The sequence below is a fragment of the Acidobacterium sp. S8 genome, assembly GCF_009765985.1.
GTDB lineage: Bacteria > Acidobacteriota > Terriglobia > Terriglobales > Acidobacteriaceae > Alloacidobacterium.
Genome location: NZ_LMUM01000031.1, coordinates 55,952 through 73,514 on the forward strand (window position 1 = coordinate 55,952; position 17,563 = coordinate 73,514).

Below are 17,563 nucleotides of genomic sequence, written 5' to 3' on the forward strand. Positions count from 1 at the left end.
GCTTCCTTCGTCCGGAGATCGCGAAGACCAGCCGCTAATCCGGGCGCAATCAGCCAGCTACGAAGACGTCATTCTGAGCGCAGCGAAGAATCCCCTGAATTCCGCGATGCCGTAGTCGCTCCTCATCCTGTTTGTCATTACCAAATCAGGTTCGCTGCCTGAATTGACCTTCCTTTCTCGTCCCCGTAATGCCGCGTTCATGGTGCAAATCGATACTGATGCCAGCGAGGCAAATATCCAAACCTCGGCACTCGCATACGATTGCACGAGGTCATGGAGGAGAGCATGACCGCATTACGGCGTATCTCGTATCTCTGGAAAGATCAGCAGGCATGCAACGAATACACGACCGGCGTTTCTCTCCACAGCCACACCAATCAGTCAAAGGAAACGCTGGATTTTCTCGCCAACCTTGGGGCTCAATATCGGCTGCTGCGGCCCATCCTGCACGAAGCTGAGCGCCGCTCGCGCGAGCGTCATAACACTCCGGTAAATTATGCAGCCGCCTATTGGACGCCGCCTCTTACGCCGCGTCTTGCCTTCGATCTTGAAAGCAGGCAGATTCATAACCTGGGCCTGATGCCGCTTGTCTCCATCACCGACCACGACAACATCAACGCTCCCATGCTGCTGCGCACCGTTGCGTCGGCGCGTCACATTCCGGTTTCGGTCGAGTGGAGCGCGCCCTACGGAGGCGATCAGGCATTCCATCTCGGCATCCATAATCTGCCAAGCGAAAGCGGCGCGGCGTGGATGAAAATCTTCGAGGAATATACGGCAAATCCAGATGAAGCGAAGCTGACGGAGATTCTCGCAGCGCTGCATGCGCTGCCGAATGTGCTCATCGTCTTCAATCATCCAATGTGGGATCTGTATCTGATCGGCTGCGCAAAACACAAGCAGCGAGTGGAAAGCTTCATGATGGCCAATGGCGAGTACATGCACGCGCTTGAGTTGAATGGCCTGCGTCACTGGGAAGAAAATCGCGCGGTAAAAAAGATGGCGCAGCAGTGGAACAAGCTGCTCATCTCCGGCGGCGATCGCCATGGTGTCGAACCGAATGCAAATGTGAACCTATCGACCGCATCCACATTTACTGAGTTCGTGCATGAGATTCGCTACGAAGACCGCAGCCATGTTCTCTTCATGCCCCAATATGCTGAGCCGTGGAAGCATCGCATTCTCGAATCGACACTCGATGCCATCCGCGATTATCCCGACTTTCCGCAAGGTTCGCGCCACTGGGATGAGCGCGTCTTTCATCCCGACCAAAATGGCGTGGTCCGGCCGCTGCGCGAGCTATGGCCCGATCAGAAAGCGCCATCCTATCTCGAGTTGGGAATCAAGGCAGTGCGCCTGATGGGAAGCCGTCCGGTTGCCGGTGGTCTTCGCATGGCCTGGAGCGAATCGCGTGAACTACGCTTTGCCCTGGGCGAAGAGATTGTTTAATCGGGGACTACGCAAGGACTTTCAGTACGACGATCGTAAGATCGTCCGCCTGCTCCGTCTCTCCTCCGAATCGAGAGACCGCTTCGACAACCTGCGTCACGATCGCGTCCGCCGATTGCGTATCCCCGCCACGAATCGCTTCCTCTAATCTCTCCACGGCAAACTCTTCTCCGTGTTCGTTCTCCTGTTCGGTGACGCCGTCAGTAAAGAGGGTGAGCACATCGTCCGGCTCCAATGCGATTTCTGTATCAGAGTAATGCGCGTCCGGAAGAATACCGAGAATCGGCCCCGCTTGATCGAGCACGAAAGTCTCTTTTGTTTTGGAACGTGTAAGGATCGGCGGATTGTGGCCTGCGCTCGCGTACTGCAGAATGCGGCTCCTTCGATTCAGCCTCGCGTAAAACATCGTGACAAACGTAGCCGAATTCGTCACCTGCTTGAGCACTCCATCGAGATCCTGAATTACAAGTGCAGGGCTCTCAAGCTCGCGGGCCCGCAATCGCAGCGCAACCGCGAGGGATGGCATCAACAGCGCGGCCGCCGCGCCTTTGCCTGAGACATCGGCAATCACCACGTCGACAACATCTTCAGAGACGGGGAAGAAATCGTAATAATCTCCTCCAAGCTGTCGCGCCGTTTTCATCTCGGCAGCCAGTTCAATGCCGGGCAGCTTCAGGGGTTTGGGCAGAACCCGTCTTTGTACCAGCGCGGCCAGCTCAAGGTCGCGAGCATAGGCGTCGCGCTGGCGAAGCACCTCTTCCGCCATGCGATCGCGTTGTCGTGCAATCTGTGTGACGAGAAATCCCGCGGCAAGAAAACTTCCCAGATAGATGCCGTCATGAAAAATGCGCCAGTCCATCGTATCTGTTGGTGGCCCGAAGATGTCCTGCAGAAATGTACAGATCACACCCAGCGCAATGGTGATGGGCAGCGGATTTACCAGCGCGCACAACGCGATTGGAAGGATGTAGAGATAGCCGAGCGAAACGTTGGCGAGTATCACCCAATCCGTGTAAGCGACCGCAGCAATCGCAACCATCACGACTGTGTTTAAGAGTCCCGCAACGTGATGTCTTCCCATCTGTCTACCTGCTTGCCCGGATCGCTTGAAGGAGTTCAGCGTTGGTATCGCAGGAATTGTAACCTGACGGTGGCGGCCCTCCTATGCACTTCTTTCTCGAATAAGAAAAAACGCAACGACGCAGGCAACCATTCTTTCTCCTGTGTCGTTTTTCGACACAAAAATGAAGACAACTATCTCCTCCTAACTGCGTTCTACTCCCATAGAAGTAAATAAGGCAGCCGATAAAAAAGCCGCCTCAACTTTAGTGATGGAGATTTTCTTACCCATGAAGAAATTCGCACTCGCCGGAATTCTTGCCTGCGCTCTTGCTGCGCCATCTTTTGCGCAGGTCGTCGTACGTGTCGCTCCGCCGCCCGTCGTGGTTGAGCACCCTGGTCCACCTCCACATGCTGGCTATATATGGACTGGCGGCTATCACCGCTGGGATGGAAACCGCTACGTGTGGGTTCCCGGACGCTACATGGCTCCGCCGCATCCGCGTGCCGAGTGGGTGCCGGCACACTGGGCCGAGCGTCACGGTGGGTGGGTCTTCGTAGAAGGCCACTGGCGTTAATCCTCAGTCCATGCCTGCGGCTGTGAACGATTACAGCCGCACACCAATCGTTGAGCCACATTGCTGGCTCGGCGACTTACCAAAGCCATACAATCCAGATATGAGCGGCGAAGAATTCAGTGTGGCAGAACTGCGCCAGTTTCGCCGCTTTTTGCTTTCCTGGTATGACCTCCATGCGCGCGATCTGCCCTGGCGGCGAAGCACGGACCCCTATGCCATCTGGGTGTCAGAGATCATGCTGCAGCAGACGCGCGTCAATGCAGTACTCGATCACTACGCGCGCTTCCTCGACCGCTTTCCAACCGTTCAGTCTCTCGCTGAAGCTGCCGAACCTGACGTTCTCGCTATCTGGAGCGGTCTCGGCTACTATCGCCGCGCGCGCATGCTGCATCGCGCCGCGCAAACCGTAGTTCGCGAATGGAATGGCTCGATTCCAAAAACAGCAGCAGGTCTTCGCCTCTTGTCCGGTATCGGCGATTACACTTCAGCCGCCATCGCCAGCATCGCCTTCGGAGAAGCTACAGCTGCCGTCGACGGCAACGTAGAGCGTGTGATTCTGCGACTTACTTCAAACGGAAAAGAAATCCGTAGCATCCGCCAGGCAGCGGAGCAGTTACTCGACCGCGAGCGAGCTGGCGATTTCAACCAGGCCATGATGGAACTGGGCGCAACCGTCTGCCTGCCGAAAAACCCGCTCTGCCTGCATTGTCCCGTCCAGAAGCTCTGTCGAACACGCGGTGAGCATCCCACCACTCCGCGTAAACAGATGGTCAACAAAGCTGTCAGTTATGCGATTGTGCGGCGCCTGCGCCGAGGTGAACCCGAAGTTCTGCTGGAACAACGACCAGCCGAAGCCAGTTTAATGGCGGGCATGTGGGAGCTGCCGCAGCTTGAAAATCCAGAGCCCGAATCGGATCGCGTACTGTTGCAGCTCCGGCACTCGATCACCGTTACAAATTATCAGGTAAGCATTCTTCACTTTGAGCCGCAGGAGTCGCGCCTGCTCCCAAAGCGAGGAGTAAAAGCGAGGAAGTGGGTGAAAGCTGAAGAGCTGCACAACCTGCCGCTCACAGGAATCGCACGGAAAGCACTCACGAGGCTCCATGTTTTGCCGGCAGCTCCACCGATTCGCAAAAGAGCGGAATCGGCAACTTTCCTATAAGTGCAGACCACGGCAGACGTAATTCTGACGACGGTTTATGAGCGACAGGAAAATGATCTAACCGAGTGATTCCGACTGCGTCGATTCAGCGGCAGCCAGGTCTTTCTCTCTCAGATCGCGTACACGCTCTCCGATCGCATACTTCAGCGCATCCACACCGAGCCCGGTCACAGCGGAAATCGCGTAGAAGCCGAGCTTCTTACGCTTCGCCATGGCCTGCAGCTTCTTGAGTTTTTCGGGATTCGCCACATCGGCCTTCGATGCGACCACAATCATCGGCTTCTCGTCGAGTCCGTGACCGAAGCTCTTCAGCTCACCCATAATTACCTTGAAGTCCTCGACAGGATCGGGCCGCCCGCCCGCGTCTGAAACATCGACAAGGTGCACCAGCAGCCGCGTGCGCTCAATGTGCCGCAGGAACTGCATACCCAGCCCAGCGCCCAGATGTGCGCCCTCAATCAGTCCCGGAATATCAGCAACGACAAAGCTCTCTTCATAAGGAGCTTCGCCAATCGTTACTACCCCGAGATTTGGCTCAAGCGTCGTAAACGGATAATCGGCAATCTTCGGCCTTGCCGCCGAGATACGCGAGATCAGCGTGGACTTGCCCACATTTGGATAGCCGACCAGCCCTACATCGGCCAGCAGCTTCAGCTCAAGCCGATAGTGCTTTTCTTCCCCCGCGCGCCCCAGCTCATGCTCACGCGGAGCCTGATGCGTCGACGTAGCGAAGTGCTGGTTGCCGCGTCCGCCGCGCCCGCCTCGTGCGATCACAATGCTCTCGTCCGGCCGCTGGAAGTCGTGCACCAGCTCGCCCGTCTCTTCGTCATAAAGAGACGTGCCCACCGGAACCTTCAGCACGATGCCTTCGCCGTCGCGTCCAGTACAGTTCGAGCCTTCGCCGTGCCGACCGCGCTCCGCCTTGTGCTCAGGGTTAAAGCGAAAGTGCACCAATGTGTTGTGGCGCTCGCTCGATTCCATGACGATATCGCCGCCGCGTCCGCCGTCTCCGCCCGAGGGGCCACCGCGCGGCACAAACTTTTCCCGGCGGAACGCCATGCACCCATTACCACCGTCACCGGCTTTTATCCGGATTCTTGCTTCATCGATAAACATTTCTACTCTCTAGTCTATCGAATCGCGTAATCTCGCATCACGATTCCCAAATTTTGAACAGAAAATCGGTCTGCCAGGGCGGGTAGAAGCACCGGCCTTCAGGCCGGTGAAAAAGCTTGTATTTTGACCGGAGCTTTAGCCCCGGCTCTTGTATGAACTGCCCTTGGAGATGGTTTTGCAGCTTCGCTTCGCAATCCTGTGTCTGTTGACGCTCCTGACCGGCAGCCTTGCCGCACAATCCACCGGGGGAGCCGTCGCAGGAACCGTTCTCGACGCTGAAGGCCGCGCCGTCCCCAACGCGCAGCTCGCCCTGCGTAATCCAGCCACAGGACTCGAGCGCAACATAAAGTCCAGCGAGACTGGCGGTTTCTATTTTGAAGGGCTGACGCCGGGAATTTACACGCTCATGGCAGGCGCGGACGGCTTCGCGCCCTGGATGGCACAATCGGTTACGGTAGAAGTGGGGCGCCTCACCCACATCGCCCCACGCCTCGCCATCGGTACCGCGCAGGAGACCGTCAGCGTCAGCGGCGAAGCCCCGCAGATCGACACCACCAGCGCAGCGGTCACCCAGAATATCAACCAGATACAAGTCGACGACCTGCCCAGCAATGGCCGCCGCTGGTCAAACTTCGCCCTGCTTGCACCCGGCGTTACTCCCGACCAGAACGGCTACGGACTGCTCAGCTTTCGCGGAATCAGCGTGCTGCTCAACAACAACACCATTGACGGTGCAGACAACAATCAGGCGTTCTTTTCAGAAGAGCGCGGCCGCACGCGCATCGGCTACTCCACCACCCAGGCTGCCGTACGCGAATTTCAGGTCAACACCTCCAACTTCTCCGCCGAGTACGGACGCGCCGCCGGAGGTGTCGTCAACACCGTCACCAAAAGTGGCGGCAACGATCTTCACGGCCAGCTCTTCTTCTACGATCGAGACAACAACTGGGGCGCCACCAACCCATTCACCACGATTACGACACGCGATGCAACCGGCGATTTCGTCACCGAGCCTCTCAAGCCCTCCGATGTCCGCAAGCAGTGGGGCCTCAACGCAGGCGGCCCCATCCGCAAAGACAATCTCTTCTGGTTCTTCGCATACGACCAGTTCCGCCGCGACTTCCCCGGCATCGCACGCGCCGGTACGCCCGAGGAATTCTTTGCCACGCCCTCCGCGCAGGAAATCCAGACCCTCGCCGGACGCATCGGCCAATCGCCCGCGCAGGCGCTCGCCAGCTACAACACGCTGCTCAACAATCTCAACGGACTCCTCGGCAACGTTCCCCGCAACGGCAACCAGGTCATCTTCTTTCCAAAAATCGACTGGCAGCTCAATGAACGCCATCACCTCACGCTGCAATACAACCGCATGCGCTGGAACTCGCTCAACGGCGTGCAGACTGCGCCATCCGATACCTACGGCGTTGCCAGCTTCGGCAACGATTACGTGAAAGAAGACTGGGGCATCGTCCGCTGGCAGTTTTTCGTCACCGCCAACATACTTAACGAAGCCCGTTACCAGTATGGCCGCGACACTGAATCCGAATTCGCACCGGCTCCCGCACCTTTTGAAGAAAGCCTTTCGAAGAACGCCTACGGCCACGCCCCGCAAATCTCTATTGCCGGGTCGAGCTACGGCTTCCGCTTCGGCAAGCCCGCCTTTCTTGACCGCCCCGCTTACCCTGACGAGCGCCGTCACCAGTTCGTCGATACCATGACATGGATCAAGGGCAACCACGCCATCAAGCTTGGCTACGACCTCAACTACGTGACGGATTACAGCAATAACCTCTACGACCAGAACGGCACCTACGACTACACGAATGCGCTCGACTTCGCCGCCGATTACTACTCGCCCAACCACTGCACCGGCACAACTACAGGCTCCGGCAATCTGCCCTGCTATTCGTACTTCCAGCAAGGCATCGGCTATACGCAGTTTCAGTTTCAGACCGCTGACTATGCCGGGTTCGTCTCCGATGAATGGAAGCTTCATCATGGGCTCACGCTCTCGTTAGGCGTGCGTTATGAATACGAAGCGCTACCCGATACGAACAAAAATCTCGTAAACTCTGACATTCCCCAGACGGCAACCCTCCCCCATGACCGCAATAACTTCGGCCCACGCCTCGGCTTGGCGTGGGATGTCTTCGGCCACGGCAACACCGTTCTCCGTGCCGGATACGGCATCTACTATGGCCGCATTATCAACTCAACCATATTTACCGCGCTTACATCGACTGGCTCCCCCAATGGCCAGCTGACTTACTTCTATCGTCCAACCGACCTCGGCGCGCCGCCCTTCCCCTACGTCTTCAGCAGCAAACCAGCGCTGACCGTGGCGCCGAACGCCGTTTACTTCGACCCGCATTTCCAGAACCCGCAGATTCATCAGGCTGAGTTTTCACTCGAACAATCACTCAGTCACAAGACCACACTTACCTTCACCTGGATGGGCAGCAGCGGACGCGAGCTGCCCAATTTCATCGATACCAATATCGACCTCGCCGGCGGCCCGTTCCAGACCATCACCTACACCATCGACGATTCGACGGGGAAAGGCCCGCTGAAACGCGGCACTTACACCACCAACTTTTTTTCGCAGCGCATCAATCCCAACTACCAGCAAATTACCGAGATCTTCAGCGCCACCAACTCCTACTACCAGGCCGGAGTCGCCCGCCTCGCCCATCACTCGCGAACGCTCGACCTGCACGCCAGCTATACCTATGCTCACGCCATCGACTACAACCAGAACGAGAGCACCTTTGCCGACCTGAACGACGTACTCGACCCGACTAACTTCAAACTTGAATACGGCAACTCAAATTTCGATATCCGCAGCCGCGCAACCGGAGGCGCAGTGCTGCATGCACCATGGCGCGTGCACGGTTTCTTTGGCTATCTGGCAAATGGATATCTGGTGGCTCCAGTCGTCGAGTGGCGCACCGGTCTGCCTTACACCATGCACACCACCGGCTCCATTCCCTCGCTTGAATGTTCCTACCAGCAATTTCTGCTCGGCATCTGCCCCTCGACAAAAGTTGAAGGACTCGGCTCCAGCATCAACGGCTCCGGCGGCGACAATCGCATCCCCGAAGTCGGCCGCAACACATTCCGCTATCCGAATGTCTGCAATCTCGATGCGCGCCTTGCGAAAGATACCCATATCGGCGAGCGCTACAGCCTGGAAGTGGTGGGCGAGGTCTTCAACGTCCTCAATCATCAGAACGCGACCAACATTGATACGGTGGGTTACATCATCGACGGAGCCACAAGTCCCGGCGGCAACGCCCGGCTCACTTATCTGGGCGGCACCAGCGGCTTCGGCACCATCACGAATGCCAACAGCAGCACGCTCTACCGGGAACGCCAGCTCCAACTCGCCGTGCGCCTGCACTTCTGACGAAGCGTGACGAACGTTAGGCGCAGCAGCAACACCAGGTTCACAAATTAACCTGCGACACTCTCGAGCTGATCACGAACAATTTCCACTTCACTACGGGGAGTGGAAACCGAACTTCGGCCGCGGCTATATTGCCGTGGCGAACAGCCCATGACCCTCTTGAAGGCCGTGCTGAAAGCGCTTTCGGATTCGTACCCAAGCGACAGTGCTATGACGGAAATGGGATCGCTCGCATTCACCAGCCTGTCCCCGGCAAGCAGCATGCGCCAGCGCGTCAGGTATTCCATAGGCGACGTCCCAACTGTCTCCTTGAATTTCAGGGCGAAGGTCGATCGCGACATGCCGACACGCTCCGCCAGTTCCTGCAATGTCCAGCGATGCGCGGATTGTCGTGCATAGAGTGGATTGCCGCGCTCATCTGTCGATCTGCCAGGGCGAAGAGCCATCCAACGCCGCCTCTCAACCCCTCTGCCAGATGAAGGCGCAGGGCGTGAACCAGCATCATGTGTGCGATGTCTTGCGCTACCAGCGAGCCGCCCGGCTGCGGATCGAGCAGCTCCTGCCTCATCCGCTCAAGAGACCAGCGCATCGCCGCCTTATCCGATTCTTTCTGTAGATGCACCATCGGCGGCAACACTCCGAGCAGGATGCCGGCATGCTCGCCGGTGAAGGCGAAGTGGCTGCCCACAATACAGCATCCGCCGCCATTGATTACGGCGATCCCGGCCTGCCTTCTCGTGGTTGCAAGAATTGTCAGGGCATCAATAGGTGTCAGGGCCAGGTCGCTTGTAAGGCAGAACGGTCTTCCCTGCGGCAACAGAAAGCAATCACCTGTCTCCAGCCGCACCGCGTCGGGAACACTTTCCACGGAAAGCCAGCATTGACCTGAGACGACGGCATAGCACTTGATGCCGTCATGCTGTCCGAACCGAACGGACCACTCGCCACCCACATCAAAGCCGCCGGCAATATAACTGCGAGGCTTCAGCAGCGACAACACATCTGAGAGCGGATCCATAAGCCATCCGGACGATTGCGAAAATAATACGGACTCTACAGCATAGATCGTATTCCTTCCACAGCCTATCCTGCTCATAGACAGGCCGCAAAATGCGGTCATGGTCACGAAGTGGAAGCATAAGGAGAAGTAGAGATGCGTGTTTTCCTCACCGGTGCTACAGGCTTTATCGGTTCAGCCATTATTCCCGAACTCATCAACGCGGGCCATCAGGTGCTTGGTCTTGCCCGCTCCGAGGAGGGCGCCAGGTCTCTTAACACCGCTGGCGCACAGGTACATCGAGGTCATCTTGAAGACCTCGAAAGCCTGCGCAGCGGAGCAGCCATGTCGGATGGCGTCATACATTGCGCCTTTATCCACGACTTCTCTAAATTTAAAGAAAATTGCGAGATAGACACCCACGCCGTCGAAGCCCTTGGCTCTGCGCTCGCTGGCTCGGACCGTCCCCTGGTGGTCACCTCCGGGACCGGCATGGCCAGGACACCGGGACGTCCCTCAACCGAGGAAGATGCGCCCAACTCTCCAATTCCCCGCGTAGCTTCGGAAGAGGCCGCAGCTTCAGCGGCGGCGCGAGGCGTCCGCGCTTCCGTGATGCGCCTTCCGCAGGTCCACGACCCCGTCAAGCAAGGGCTTATCACCTACCTGATCGCCCTCGCCCGCGAGAAGGGCGTCTCGGCGTATATCGGCGATGGGCTCAATCGATGGCCTGCGGTACACGTGCTCGATTGTGCGCGGCTTTACAAGCTGGCACTTGAGAAGGGTACAGCTGGAGCCCGTTATAACGCGGTCGCAGAAGAGGGCGTGCCGCTTCGAGAGATCGCTGAGGTAATCGGACGAGGTCTGAAGATCCCGGTCGTCTCCAAGTCTCCCGAAGAGGCAGACGAGTACTTTGGCTGGCTCGGATTATTTGTGGGTTCCGATATCCCGGCGTCGGGCGCCCGACGGGCCCAGGCCTGATTTCCGATCTCGACCAGATGCGCTATTTCGAAGCTTGAACAGACTGGATAGCTGCGGCGCAAAGCCGCCGCGGGTGCATCACAGGATAAGCGCTGCAAAACTTGGCTTACGCTGGCGTAAGTCCGTGTCGCCGCATTACCTCTCCGATTTTTATCGGATCCGCCGGCCCACCCGCCGAGGGCACCTCTGCTATCTCCAGAGAAAATGTACTGAGGCTTCCTGCGTCAGGCTAGTGGCCATAGGGTTTGACGATCGTTCCCGGATACTCCGACGGGTCGTTAAACAGTCCTCCGGCACCATGCATCAAATATTTGTCGAGAAAAGAGCGTGTGAACGCTTGGGTTGTACGTAAGTTATAGAGCGCCTCTCCGGTTTCCGTTTTTTTGCCGTTCGCGAATAGAAGAGGAATGTCGCTGAAGCTTGCGTGATTCAGGCCTGCGGATTTCAACACAACATCGTAACTGCCGATAGGGCAGGCATTGAGTTGAGCTTCCTTCTTCTTCATATATTCGGCCTCCTGGGCATCATCAAAGCCTCTCCGTTGGCCGGAATGATCAATTTCGAGGAGGAGAACAGGCTGGGTGAATCCTTTGCCGTATTCGGGAAATGCAGCGACGGGGGGCAGCGCTCCGTCGAGGCTTATGCATGCCTTGAAACGTTGATCCATCTGACATGCAATCGTTGCAAACGCTCCGCCAGCAGAGTGCCCCATTGCCGCTACCCGGTCAACGTCGAGTCTTCCGAAGAGTGCAAATTCATGCGTCTTTTGGTCATTCATCTCTGTCAGCTTGTTCAGCACGAAAACCTCGTCACGAGCGCCCTCTGTGATCGCTAGTCCGGCGGATGCCTGCATCCGTTGAAATCGTTGCTCAGGCGTGAGGCCCGCGGGGTCGGCTTCTTGATGAGGCGTGACAACCCTGCCATCGGGAAATACAACCGCCATTGCCGTATACGTGTGTTCAATCGATGCAACCACATATCCGTGGCTGACGAGATCCTCAATCAACGATGTGTATGCAAAACCTACACTTCCCAGGCCATGCGAAAAGACCACAACAGGAAAATGTTTGGGCGACCTCGCGACCGGCGCATTTTCGATCGCATGAGAAACGATGTCTCCTGAAACAATCAGTCCCCAGCCGGCTCCAAACTCATCTCCGACGCGGCGCTGAACCTCGGGGTTTGCATCCATCTGCTTTGCACCGGGGAGATACGGCCCTGTTCTGCCTGCATCTGTTCGCGGCGCTGGATACCAGAGATACACCATCAAATCGCGGTGTCCGTCAGGATTAGCAGAATGGGTATCAGGACGAGAGGGATCGATCCATTCATAGCCAACTCGTCCGATCCCAAATGGACCGGATGGAACAGGTAACGTGGGCGCTGCGGATTTCAGGCCACTTAATTGAACGTCGGTCGGAGTGCGACTCCCTTTACTCTTCTGTCCATAAATACTCGTCAGCGTTCCAACGAGAAAAAGGACGGTCATTAAATTGCGACCTGTCACGGATGGCCTCTCAAAAAAGCGCGAGTTTGCAAACAGTATCCTACGCTTCCTATGGATTGTGTCGCAGCGGCTGCGGAGTTGCGGTTCCTGTAAGTTGAAGGAAGATGCAGAGACAGGTTGCAAAAGTATCGGATCTGGGAGCGATTGGGTTTGCGCTGGCGGGATTCACCTTCTGGGTGCTGGCAGATACCTCAATCAAGCTGGTGGGGCAATCGGGACTTCCGTCCTATGAGATGGTGGCATTCCTGGGACTCTTCATGGCAGTCTTTCTGATGTTGTATGCACTGGCGCGCCGTCAAGTGGGGCTGTTGCGGCCGCACCGCCTGAACCGTCAGGTGGCGCGGGCTTGCCTCGATATGGGGAACAATGTGTGCGTAGTGATAGCGTTGCGGCATCTGACACTCACGCTGTTCTACATTCTCGTCTTCATGGCGCCCATGGTCATTGCGCTGTTGTCGGCGGTCTTTCTGCGCGAAGGGTTGCCGTGGAAGAGAGCGATTGCTATCGGGGCAGGGTTCGCAGGAGTCGTTCTTGCGGTGCATCCTTGGAGCAGCGCCCGCGAGTGGGATTGGATCGGGTTCGGCGCGTGCATCGTATGTGTCGCATGCTTCTCAGTGAATATGGTGTGGTCGCGTGTGCTCACGCAAACGGAATCACCGGAGAGCCTGGCATTCTTTTCCGGCCTGGTGACAGCGGCGGTAGGGTTTGCGTTGATGGTGCTGTTGCACGCCGAACCGCTGACAGTGCGGCTGACGACGGGACTGTTTGCCATGGGCCTGTTTTGCGCACTGGGAACGCTGTGCTTTTACATCGCGGTGAAACATACTTCCGCAGCAAATGTGTCGCAGTACCACTACACGCAGCTGGTGACAGGCGCACTGGTTTCGTATCTGGTGTGGCGTGACAAGCCGGGAGTGTATGTGTTGCTGGGAGGATCGCTGATTCTCGCGGCCGGTCTCTACATCGCCGTGGCGGCGCGTGAGGTCGTGCCGCTGACCGAGGGCAGTTGATGGGTTCGCGGCACAGCTGGCAAACTGTTTTGAGCTAAGAGGGTGCCCGATATAATGCCCGCATGTACACGCCACAGGCTGGAATCTTCGCTCTCGGAACGTCCTCTCATGCGTATTTGGAATTTGACCTTCTGGACGCGAAGAAATATAAGGAATTCGCCTCGACTATCTCCGCGATCCACGAACCCCGGACCACTACGGGCGGAGTGAACTTCGTCATCGGCTTTCGGCCTGAGCTCTGGCGCAATATTCTTCCGGAAGATGCCCCTCAGGACGTAGATGGCTTTAATAAACAGATTCAGGGCATAGAAGGATTCGTGATGCCGGCCACGCAACATGATGCGCTGGTATGGCTGTCCGGCAGTGCTTACGACGTTATCTTCGATATGGCTCGCTCGGTCGTCCATGATCTCGCAGGGCAGGCCTCGCTGGGAGAAGAAACCTCGAGTTGGCCTTACCGGCACGATCGCGATCTTACCGGCTTCGTCGATGGCTCCGAGAATCCGACGCTGCTCGACGCTCCTATCGACGCCCTCTTACCCGAGGGAGTTCCGGGTGCTGCCGGCTCAGTCCTGCTGCTGCAAAAGTGGAAGCACAAGACAGCTGAGTGGGAAGCTCTGCCCGTCGATCGGCAGGAGCACATCATGGGACGCACCAAGCTCGACAGCATCGAACTCGAGAACAAGCCAGACGACTCGCATGTCGCTCGCACAGATCAGGACGAGTACGGAAACATCTTCCGTCGCAACATGCCCTACGGAAATGTCGACAACCACGGCACCGTCTTCGTTGGATTTAGCGCAGAGCAGAAGCGGCTTTCCGGGATGCTCGACAGCATGGCAGGCCTGGTCAACGGCACGCGCGATGCGCTCACACGCTTTACCGAACCGCTGACCGGCTCCTATTATTTCGTGCCTTCCGTCGAGAGCCTGCGGCGCTTACGGTAAATCGACCACGCAAAATTTCGCCCTTAGAGGAACGTGTTTTGTTTCCGCGCAATCCTTCCTTTGCCCGTTCAATCAAAAGTCTCAACGAGTGCATTGGCCTGAAGTCGTCAACCGATAGTAGTTTCAGCCGCAATCGCTATTTTTATTCACATCTCAACGCCACCATCGGGTCCACCCGCATGGCTCGCCGGCCCGGAATGAAAGTCGCAACGAAGGCCACGGCTAACAGAAAAAGTGGCATGGAAATGAATGCGAGGGGATCATGTGCGCCGAGCCCAAACATCATGCTGGAGAGCACCCCCGATACGGCGGCGCACAATGCCACGCCAACGGCCCCGCCAATAAGAACCGGGCGCATGGCCTGCCAAAGGATATGGCGCATGACCTGAGAACCATCAGCGCCCAAAGCCATACGAATGCCGATATCACGTACGGATCGGCTTACGCTATAAGAAACCATCCCGTACACGCCAATTGAGCAGAGCAGCAGGGCCAATGCGCCGAGCGCTCCTGACAGCGCAGCCACGATTCGCGAAGGTGCGCGCCAGACTTCGAGATAATCTTCGAGCCGGGCCACATCGATAGAGACACCAGGGTCGATCGATCGCCCCGCATCGCGAATGCTCGTTGCTACATCTGTGAAACCGGTTGCGTAGCGAACCAGGACGTAGCTTCGCGAGTCGTCTTCTTTCCCGGCTGGAAAATAAAGATAATTTGTGTCGAGTTGACCGAGATGCGCGACCTGAGCGTCTTTGGCCACGCCGACTACTGAATATTCACGCCCTGAGATTTCACGCAAAGCCTTCCCCAATGGATCCTGACCCGGCCAGAGCCTACGCGCCGTCGACTCTGTGACGATGATCCCTGGCGCCTCATGCGTTTCCGCCGGCTTGAAGCTTCGACCTCGCACAATCGGGATGCCGAGCAGCGAAAAATAGTCGGAAGTGACGTGGTTATATTCAATGGCAACCGTGTCGGCACGGCCGGGAACCATAAAATGCGAGGCGCTGAAATCATGACTCAGCGGCGCGCACTCCGCCTGCGCGACTTCGATGACTCCAGGAAGGCCCTGGATCAGCTCTCGAAAATGTTGCATGAAACCTGTGGCGCGCGCTGAATCGTAGCCCTGCTTTCCTAAATCCAGAAAAAGCGTTGCTACGCGCTTGATCTCAAACCCCGGATCAACAGTTTGCGCGCTGTAAAGCCCACGAAGCAGCAATCCGGCGGCAAGCAACAAAACCATGCATACGGCAACTTGAGAGCCAACCAGCGTGTTGAGCAATAAGTGCCCGCTCTTCTTGCTTGCGCCGAATGATGTGCCGTCTCCTTTGATTACGCTGTTCAGATCAGGCCGCGAGCTTCGCAATGCCGGGACCAGGCCGAATGCAATTCCCGTCAAAAGGGAAAGCACGAGTGCATACGCGACCACATGGAGATTGGGCGCAACATTCACGGCAAAGGGAGGAAAATCATGCGGTAAGTGAGAAGTCACGAGTTGCGTGATCCGAATGAAGGACCAGAATGCAATTACAGATCCAAGCGCGCCGCCTGCCAGAGAGAGCAAAAGACTCTCGGTCAGCAACTGCCGCACCAGGCGCCATCGGCTCGCGCCCATCGAGAGCCGAAGCGCGATTTCTCTCTGTCGCACGGAAGCCCGCGCAAGCAAAAGGCTCGCCACGTTCGCGCAGGCAATCAACAAGACGAGAGCAAAAGCGGCGAGGACAACGGAGGCGACAGGAATCAGGAAGCTGCGTTGGTCGGGGCTCGAGAAAAAAGTCGCAACATGGACTACAAGCGAAGTGCTGCGTCGCGGGTGGCGCTGGTCCATTCGTCCTGCAATTACGTCAAGATCCGCCCGAACTTCCTTCATCGTTACGCCGGGCTGCGTTCGCCCAAGCAAAGCCAGCCAACTCATGTTGTCGTTCGAGAGCCGGTCGCTCCCGGGCTCCAGAGCCTGTTGCATCGTGATAGGCACCCAGAACGCGCTCGGAATCGGCTCCGTTCCGGTGAATCCCGGCCGCGCGATGCCAATGACGGTATAGGCTGTCTGATTGAGGACGATCTTCTTGCCGACCAGTGAAGGATCTGCGGCGAATTTTCCTCGCCACAGATCGTCGCTCACAACAACAACCGCATTCGCGGCGCGACTTCCACAATCGGAATCGACAAAGCCTCGCCCCCGCGCAGGATGCTCGATCAAAACGTCGAAGTAGTTGCAAGAAGCTGCGGTACCAAGGACTTGCTGTACGTTAATATCCCGAAGGGTTGCTTCAACGTAAGGCTCATAGGCCACCATCCCGGAGAAGACATGATTGTGATCGCGATAGTCCAGATATTCAGAGTAGGAAAACCAGCTCGCATCGTTATGAATGAACCGCTCCCCTCGTCCCTGGAAATGGAAAATCTGGTTTACGCTTACCAGCTCTTGCGCGCGTGGAACAGGGAGCAAACGCAGCGCCAGGCCATTCAAAACCGAGAAAATGCCAACGTTGATTCCGATGCCCAGCGCGATAGCCATTACGGCAGCTACCGTAAGACCCGGGCTTCGCAATAACGTGCGAATACCGAAGCGAACGTCCTGAAGCAACTGCTCAAGCCACACGACGCTCCACACTTCCCAGGTCTCCTCTTTGATCCGCGTGACGTTGCCGAACTTACGCCGCGCAGCGCAACGCGCGTCCTCTGGAGACATGCCCCGGTCGATATTGTCCTGGGTTTCCCTTTCGAGATGGTCGCGAATGTCCTGCTCGAGATCCGCCAGCATGCGTTTGCGCCGTGTCATGCTTCCTCCTGCTCTCCGGGCCGCAGAATTTGCGCGATTGCGCGCGCCAGCTTATCCCATTTGCTGGTTTCAACCGTCAACTGTCGTCTGCCTCTGAATGTCAATGCGTAGAACTTCGCTCGGCGGTTGTTTTCTGAGGTTCCCTCTTTGGCAGAAATCCATCGCCTCTTGATCAGCCGGTGCAGTGCCGGATACAGCGACCCCTGCTCCACCTGGAGCACCTCGTCGGACCTGAATTCGATCGCCTTGGCGATGGCGTGACCGTGCATGGGGCCGAGTTGCAGGGTGCGAAGAATCAGGAGATCAAGCGTTCCCTGAAGCAGTTCGATACGCTCCATCTCTTCTCTAGTAGACATACTAGGTGAAACTACGCCGGCTTCGGGTAGAATGTCAAGGTGAGCCGAGGTTCCCTGCTGGATCATCCGTGGGGATCAGAGGATGCCGAATCGCCTGTGCGCTCTCCGAGCGCTATCTGTTTGAAGATCATGCAAAATCTTCAGTACTCAACAGCTTGAGTTCGCTGCGTTTTCATCACTTGGTAACCTACGAAAGATTTCGTTGACTACTACGAA

General features: G+C 57.1%; 14 protein-coding genes. 7 read left to right on the top strand and 7 right to left on the bottom strand.

Annotated elements, in window-relative coordinates:
• Window positions 1-285: 285 nt before the first annotated feature.
• Window positions 286-1,449 carry a hypothetical protein gene (locus tag GSQ86_RS14315; RefSeq protein WP_158750627.1) on the top strand — a complete coding sequence of 388 codons (1,164 nt, stop codon included), beginning with the start codon at window positions 286-288 and terminating at the stop codon, window positions 1,447-1,449.
• Window positions 1,450-1,456: 7 nt separating this feature from the next.
• Here the strand turns inward: GSQ86_RS14315 and GSQ86_RS14320 are convergent, their stop codons facing one another.
• On the bottom strand, window positions 1,457-2,530 hold the full coding sequence (locus GSQ86_RS14320) for a PP2C family protein-serine/threonine phosphatase (RefSeq protein ID WP_158750628.1): 1,074 nt from the start codon (window positions 2,528-2,530) through the stop codon (window positions 1,457-1,459).
• Window positions 2,531-2,798: 268 nt separating this feature from the next.
• Here GSQ86_RS14320 and GSQ86_RS14325 point away from each other — a divergent pair, with 268 nt between their 5' ends.
• Together GSQ86_RS14325 and mutY are read left to right on the top strand one after the other, a co-directional pair.
• Entirely contained in the window at window positions 2,799-3,086 is a 288-nt protein-coding gene (locus tag GSQ86_RS14325; RefSeq protein WP_158750629.1) for a YXWGXW repeat-containing protein, read from the top strand.
• Window positions 3,087-3,096: 10 nt separating this feature from the next.
• On the top strand, window positions 3,097-4,248 hold the full coding sequence (mutY, locus tag GSQ86_RS14330; RefSeq protein WP_254062389.1) for an A/G-specific adenine glycosylase: 1,152 nt from the start codon (window positions 3,097-3,099) through the stop codon (window positions 4,246-4,248).
• Window positions 4,249-4,305: 57 nt separating this feature from the next.
• On the opposite strand, the gene obgE is transcribed toward mutY, so the two are convergent.
• Window positions 4,306-5,364, bottom strand: coding sequence for a GTPase ObgE (obgE, locus tag GSQ86_RS14335; RefSeq protein ID WP_158750630.1), 1,059 nt, complete (start codon window positions 5,362-5,364; stop codon window positions 4,306-4,308).
• Window positions 5,365-5,539: 175 nt separating this feature from the next.
• On the opposite strand from obgE, the gene GSQ86_RS14340 reads away from it, so the two are divergent.
• On the top strand, window positions 5,540-8,770 hold the full coding sequence (locus tag GSQ86_RS14340; RefSeq protein WP_158750631.1) for a TonB-dependent receptor: 3,231 nt from the start codon (window positions 5,540-5,542) through the stop codon (window positions 8,768-8,770).
• Between the two features lie 47 nt (window positions 8,771-8,817).
• On the opposite strand, the gene GSQ86_RS23550 is transcribed toward GSQ86_RS14340, so the two are convergent.
• Both GSQ86_RS23550 and GSQ86_RS14345 read right to left on the bottom strand, forming a co-directional pair.
• Window positions 8,818-9,111, bottom strand: coding sequence for an AraC family transcriptional regulator (locus GSQ86_RS23550; protein WP_254062390.1), 294 nt, complete (start codon window positions 9,109-9,111; stop codon window positions 8,818-8,820).
• Window positions 9,087-9,788 (bottom strand): cupin domain-containing protein, encoded by a 702-nt coding sequence (locus GSQ86_RS14345; protein WP_254062391.1) that lies wholly within the window; start codon window positions 9,786-9,788, stop codon window positions 9,087-9,089. Before GSQ86_RS14345 ends, GSQ86_RS23550 begins: the two co-directional genes overlap by 25 nt.
• 135 nt (window positions 9,789-9,923) lie before the next feature.
• Here GSQ86_RS14345 and GSQ86_RS14350 point away from each other — a divergent pair, with 135 nt between their 5' ends.
• A complete protein-coding gene (locus GSQ86_RS14350; RefSeq protein WP_158750632.1) occupies window positions 9,924-10,745 on the top strand; it encodes an SDR family oxidoreductase in 822 nt (273 codons plus the stop codon).
• 229 nt (window positions 10,746-10,974) lie between these two features.
• Here GSQ86_RS14350 and GSQ86_RS14355 read toward each other — a convergent pair whose 3' ends face one another.
• The gene (locus tag GSQ86_RS14355; protein WP_158750633.1) at window positions 10,975-12,252 is read right to left on the bottom strand and encodes a hypothetical protein; all 1,278 of its coding nucleotides are present in this window, start codon (window positions 12,250-12,252) and stop codon (window positions 10,975-10,977) included.
• Window positions 12,253-12,356: 104 nt separating this feature from the next.
• Between GSQ86_RS14355 and GSQ86_RS14360 the strand changes: the two genes are divergently transcribed.
• Window positions 12,357-13,262: a DMT family transporter gene (locus GSQ86_RS14360; protein WP_158750634.1), complete on the top strand. Its 906-nt coding sequence runs from the start codon at window positions 12,357-12,359 to the stop codon at window positions 13,260-13,262.
• Between the two features lie 62 nt (window positions 13,263-13,324).
• Window positions 13,325-14,209 carry a Dyp-type peroxidase gene (locus tag GSQ86_RS14365; RefSeq protein WP_158750635.1) on the top strand — a complete coding sequence of 295 codons (885 nt, stop codon included), beginning with the start codon at window positions 13,325-13,327 and terminating at the stop codon, window positions 14,207-14,209.
• 142 nt (window positions 14,210-14,351) lie between these two features.
• Here the strand turns inward: GSQ86_RS14365 and GSQ86_RS14370 are convergent, their stop codons facing one another.
• Both GSQ86_RS14370 and GSQ86_RS14375 read right to left on the bottom strand, forming a co-directional pair.
• On the bottom strand, window positions 14,352-16,991 hold the full coding sequence (locus GSQ86_RS14370; protein ID WP_158750636.1) for an ABC transporter permease: 2,640 nt from the start codon (window positions 16,989-16,991) through the stop codon (window positions 14,352-14,354).
• Entirely contained in the window at window positions 16,988-17,329 is a 342-nt protein-coding gene (locus GSQ86_RS14375) for a PadR family transcriptional regulator (protein WP_254062392.1), read from the bottom strand. Before GSQ86_RS14375 ends, GSQ86_RS14370 begins: the two co-directional genes overlap by 4 nt.
• Window positions 17,330-17,563 lie beyond the last annotated feature (234 nt).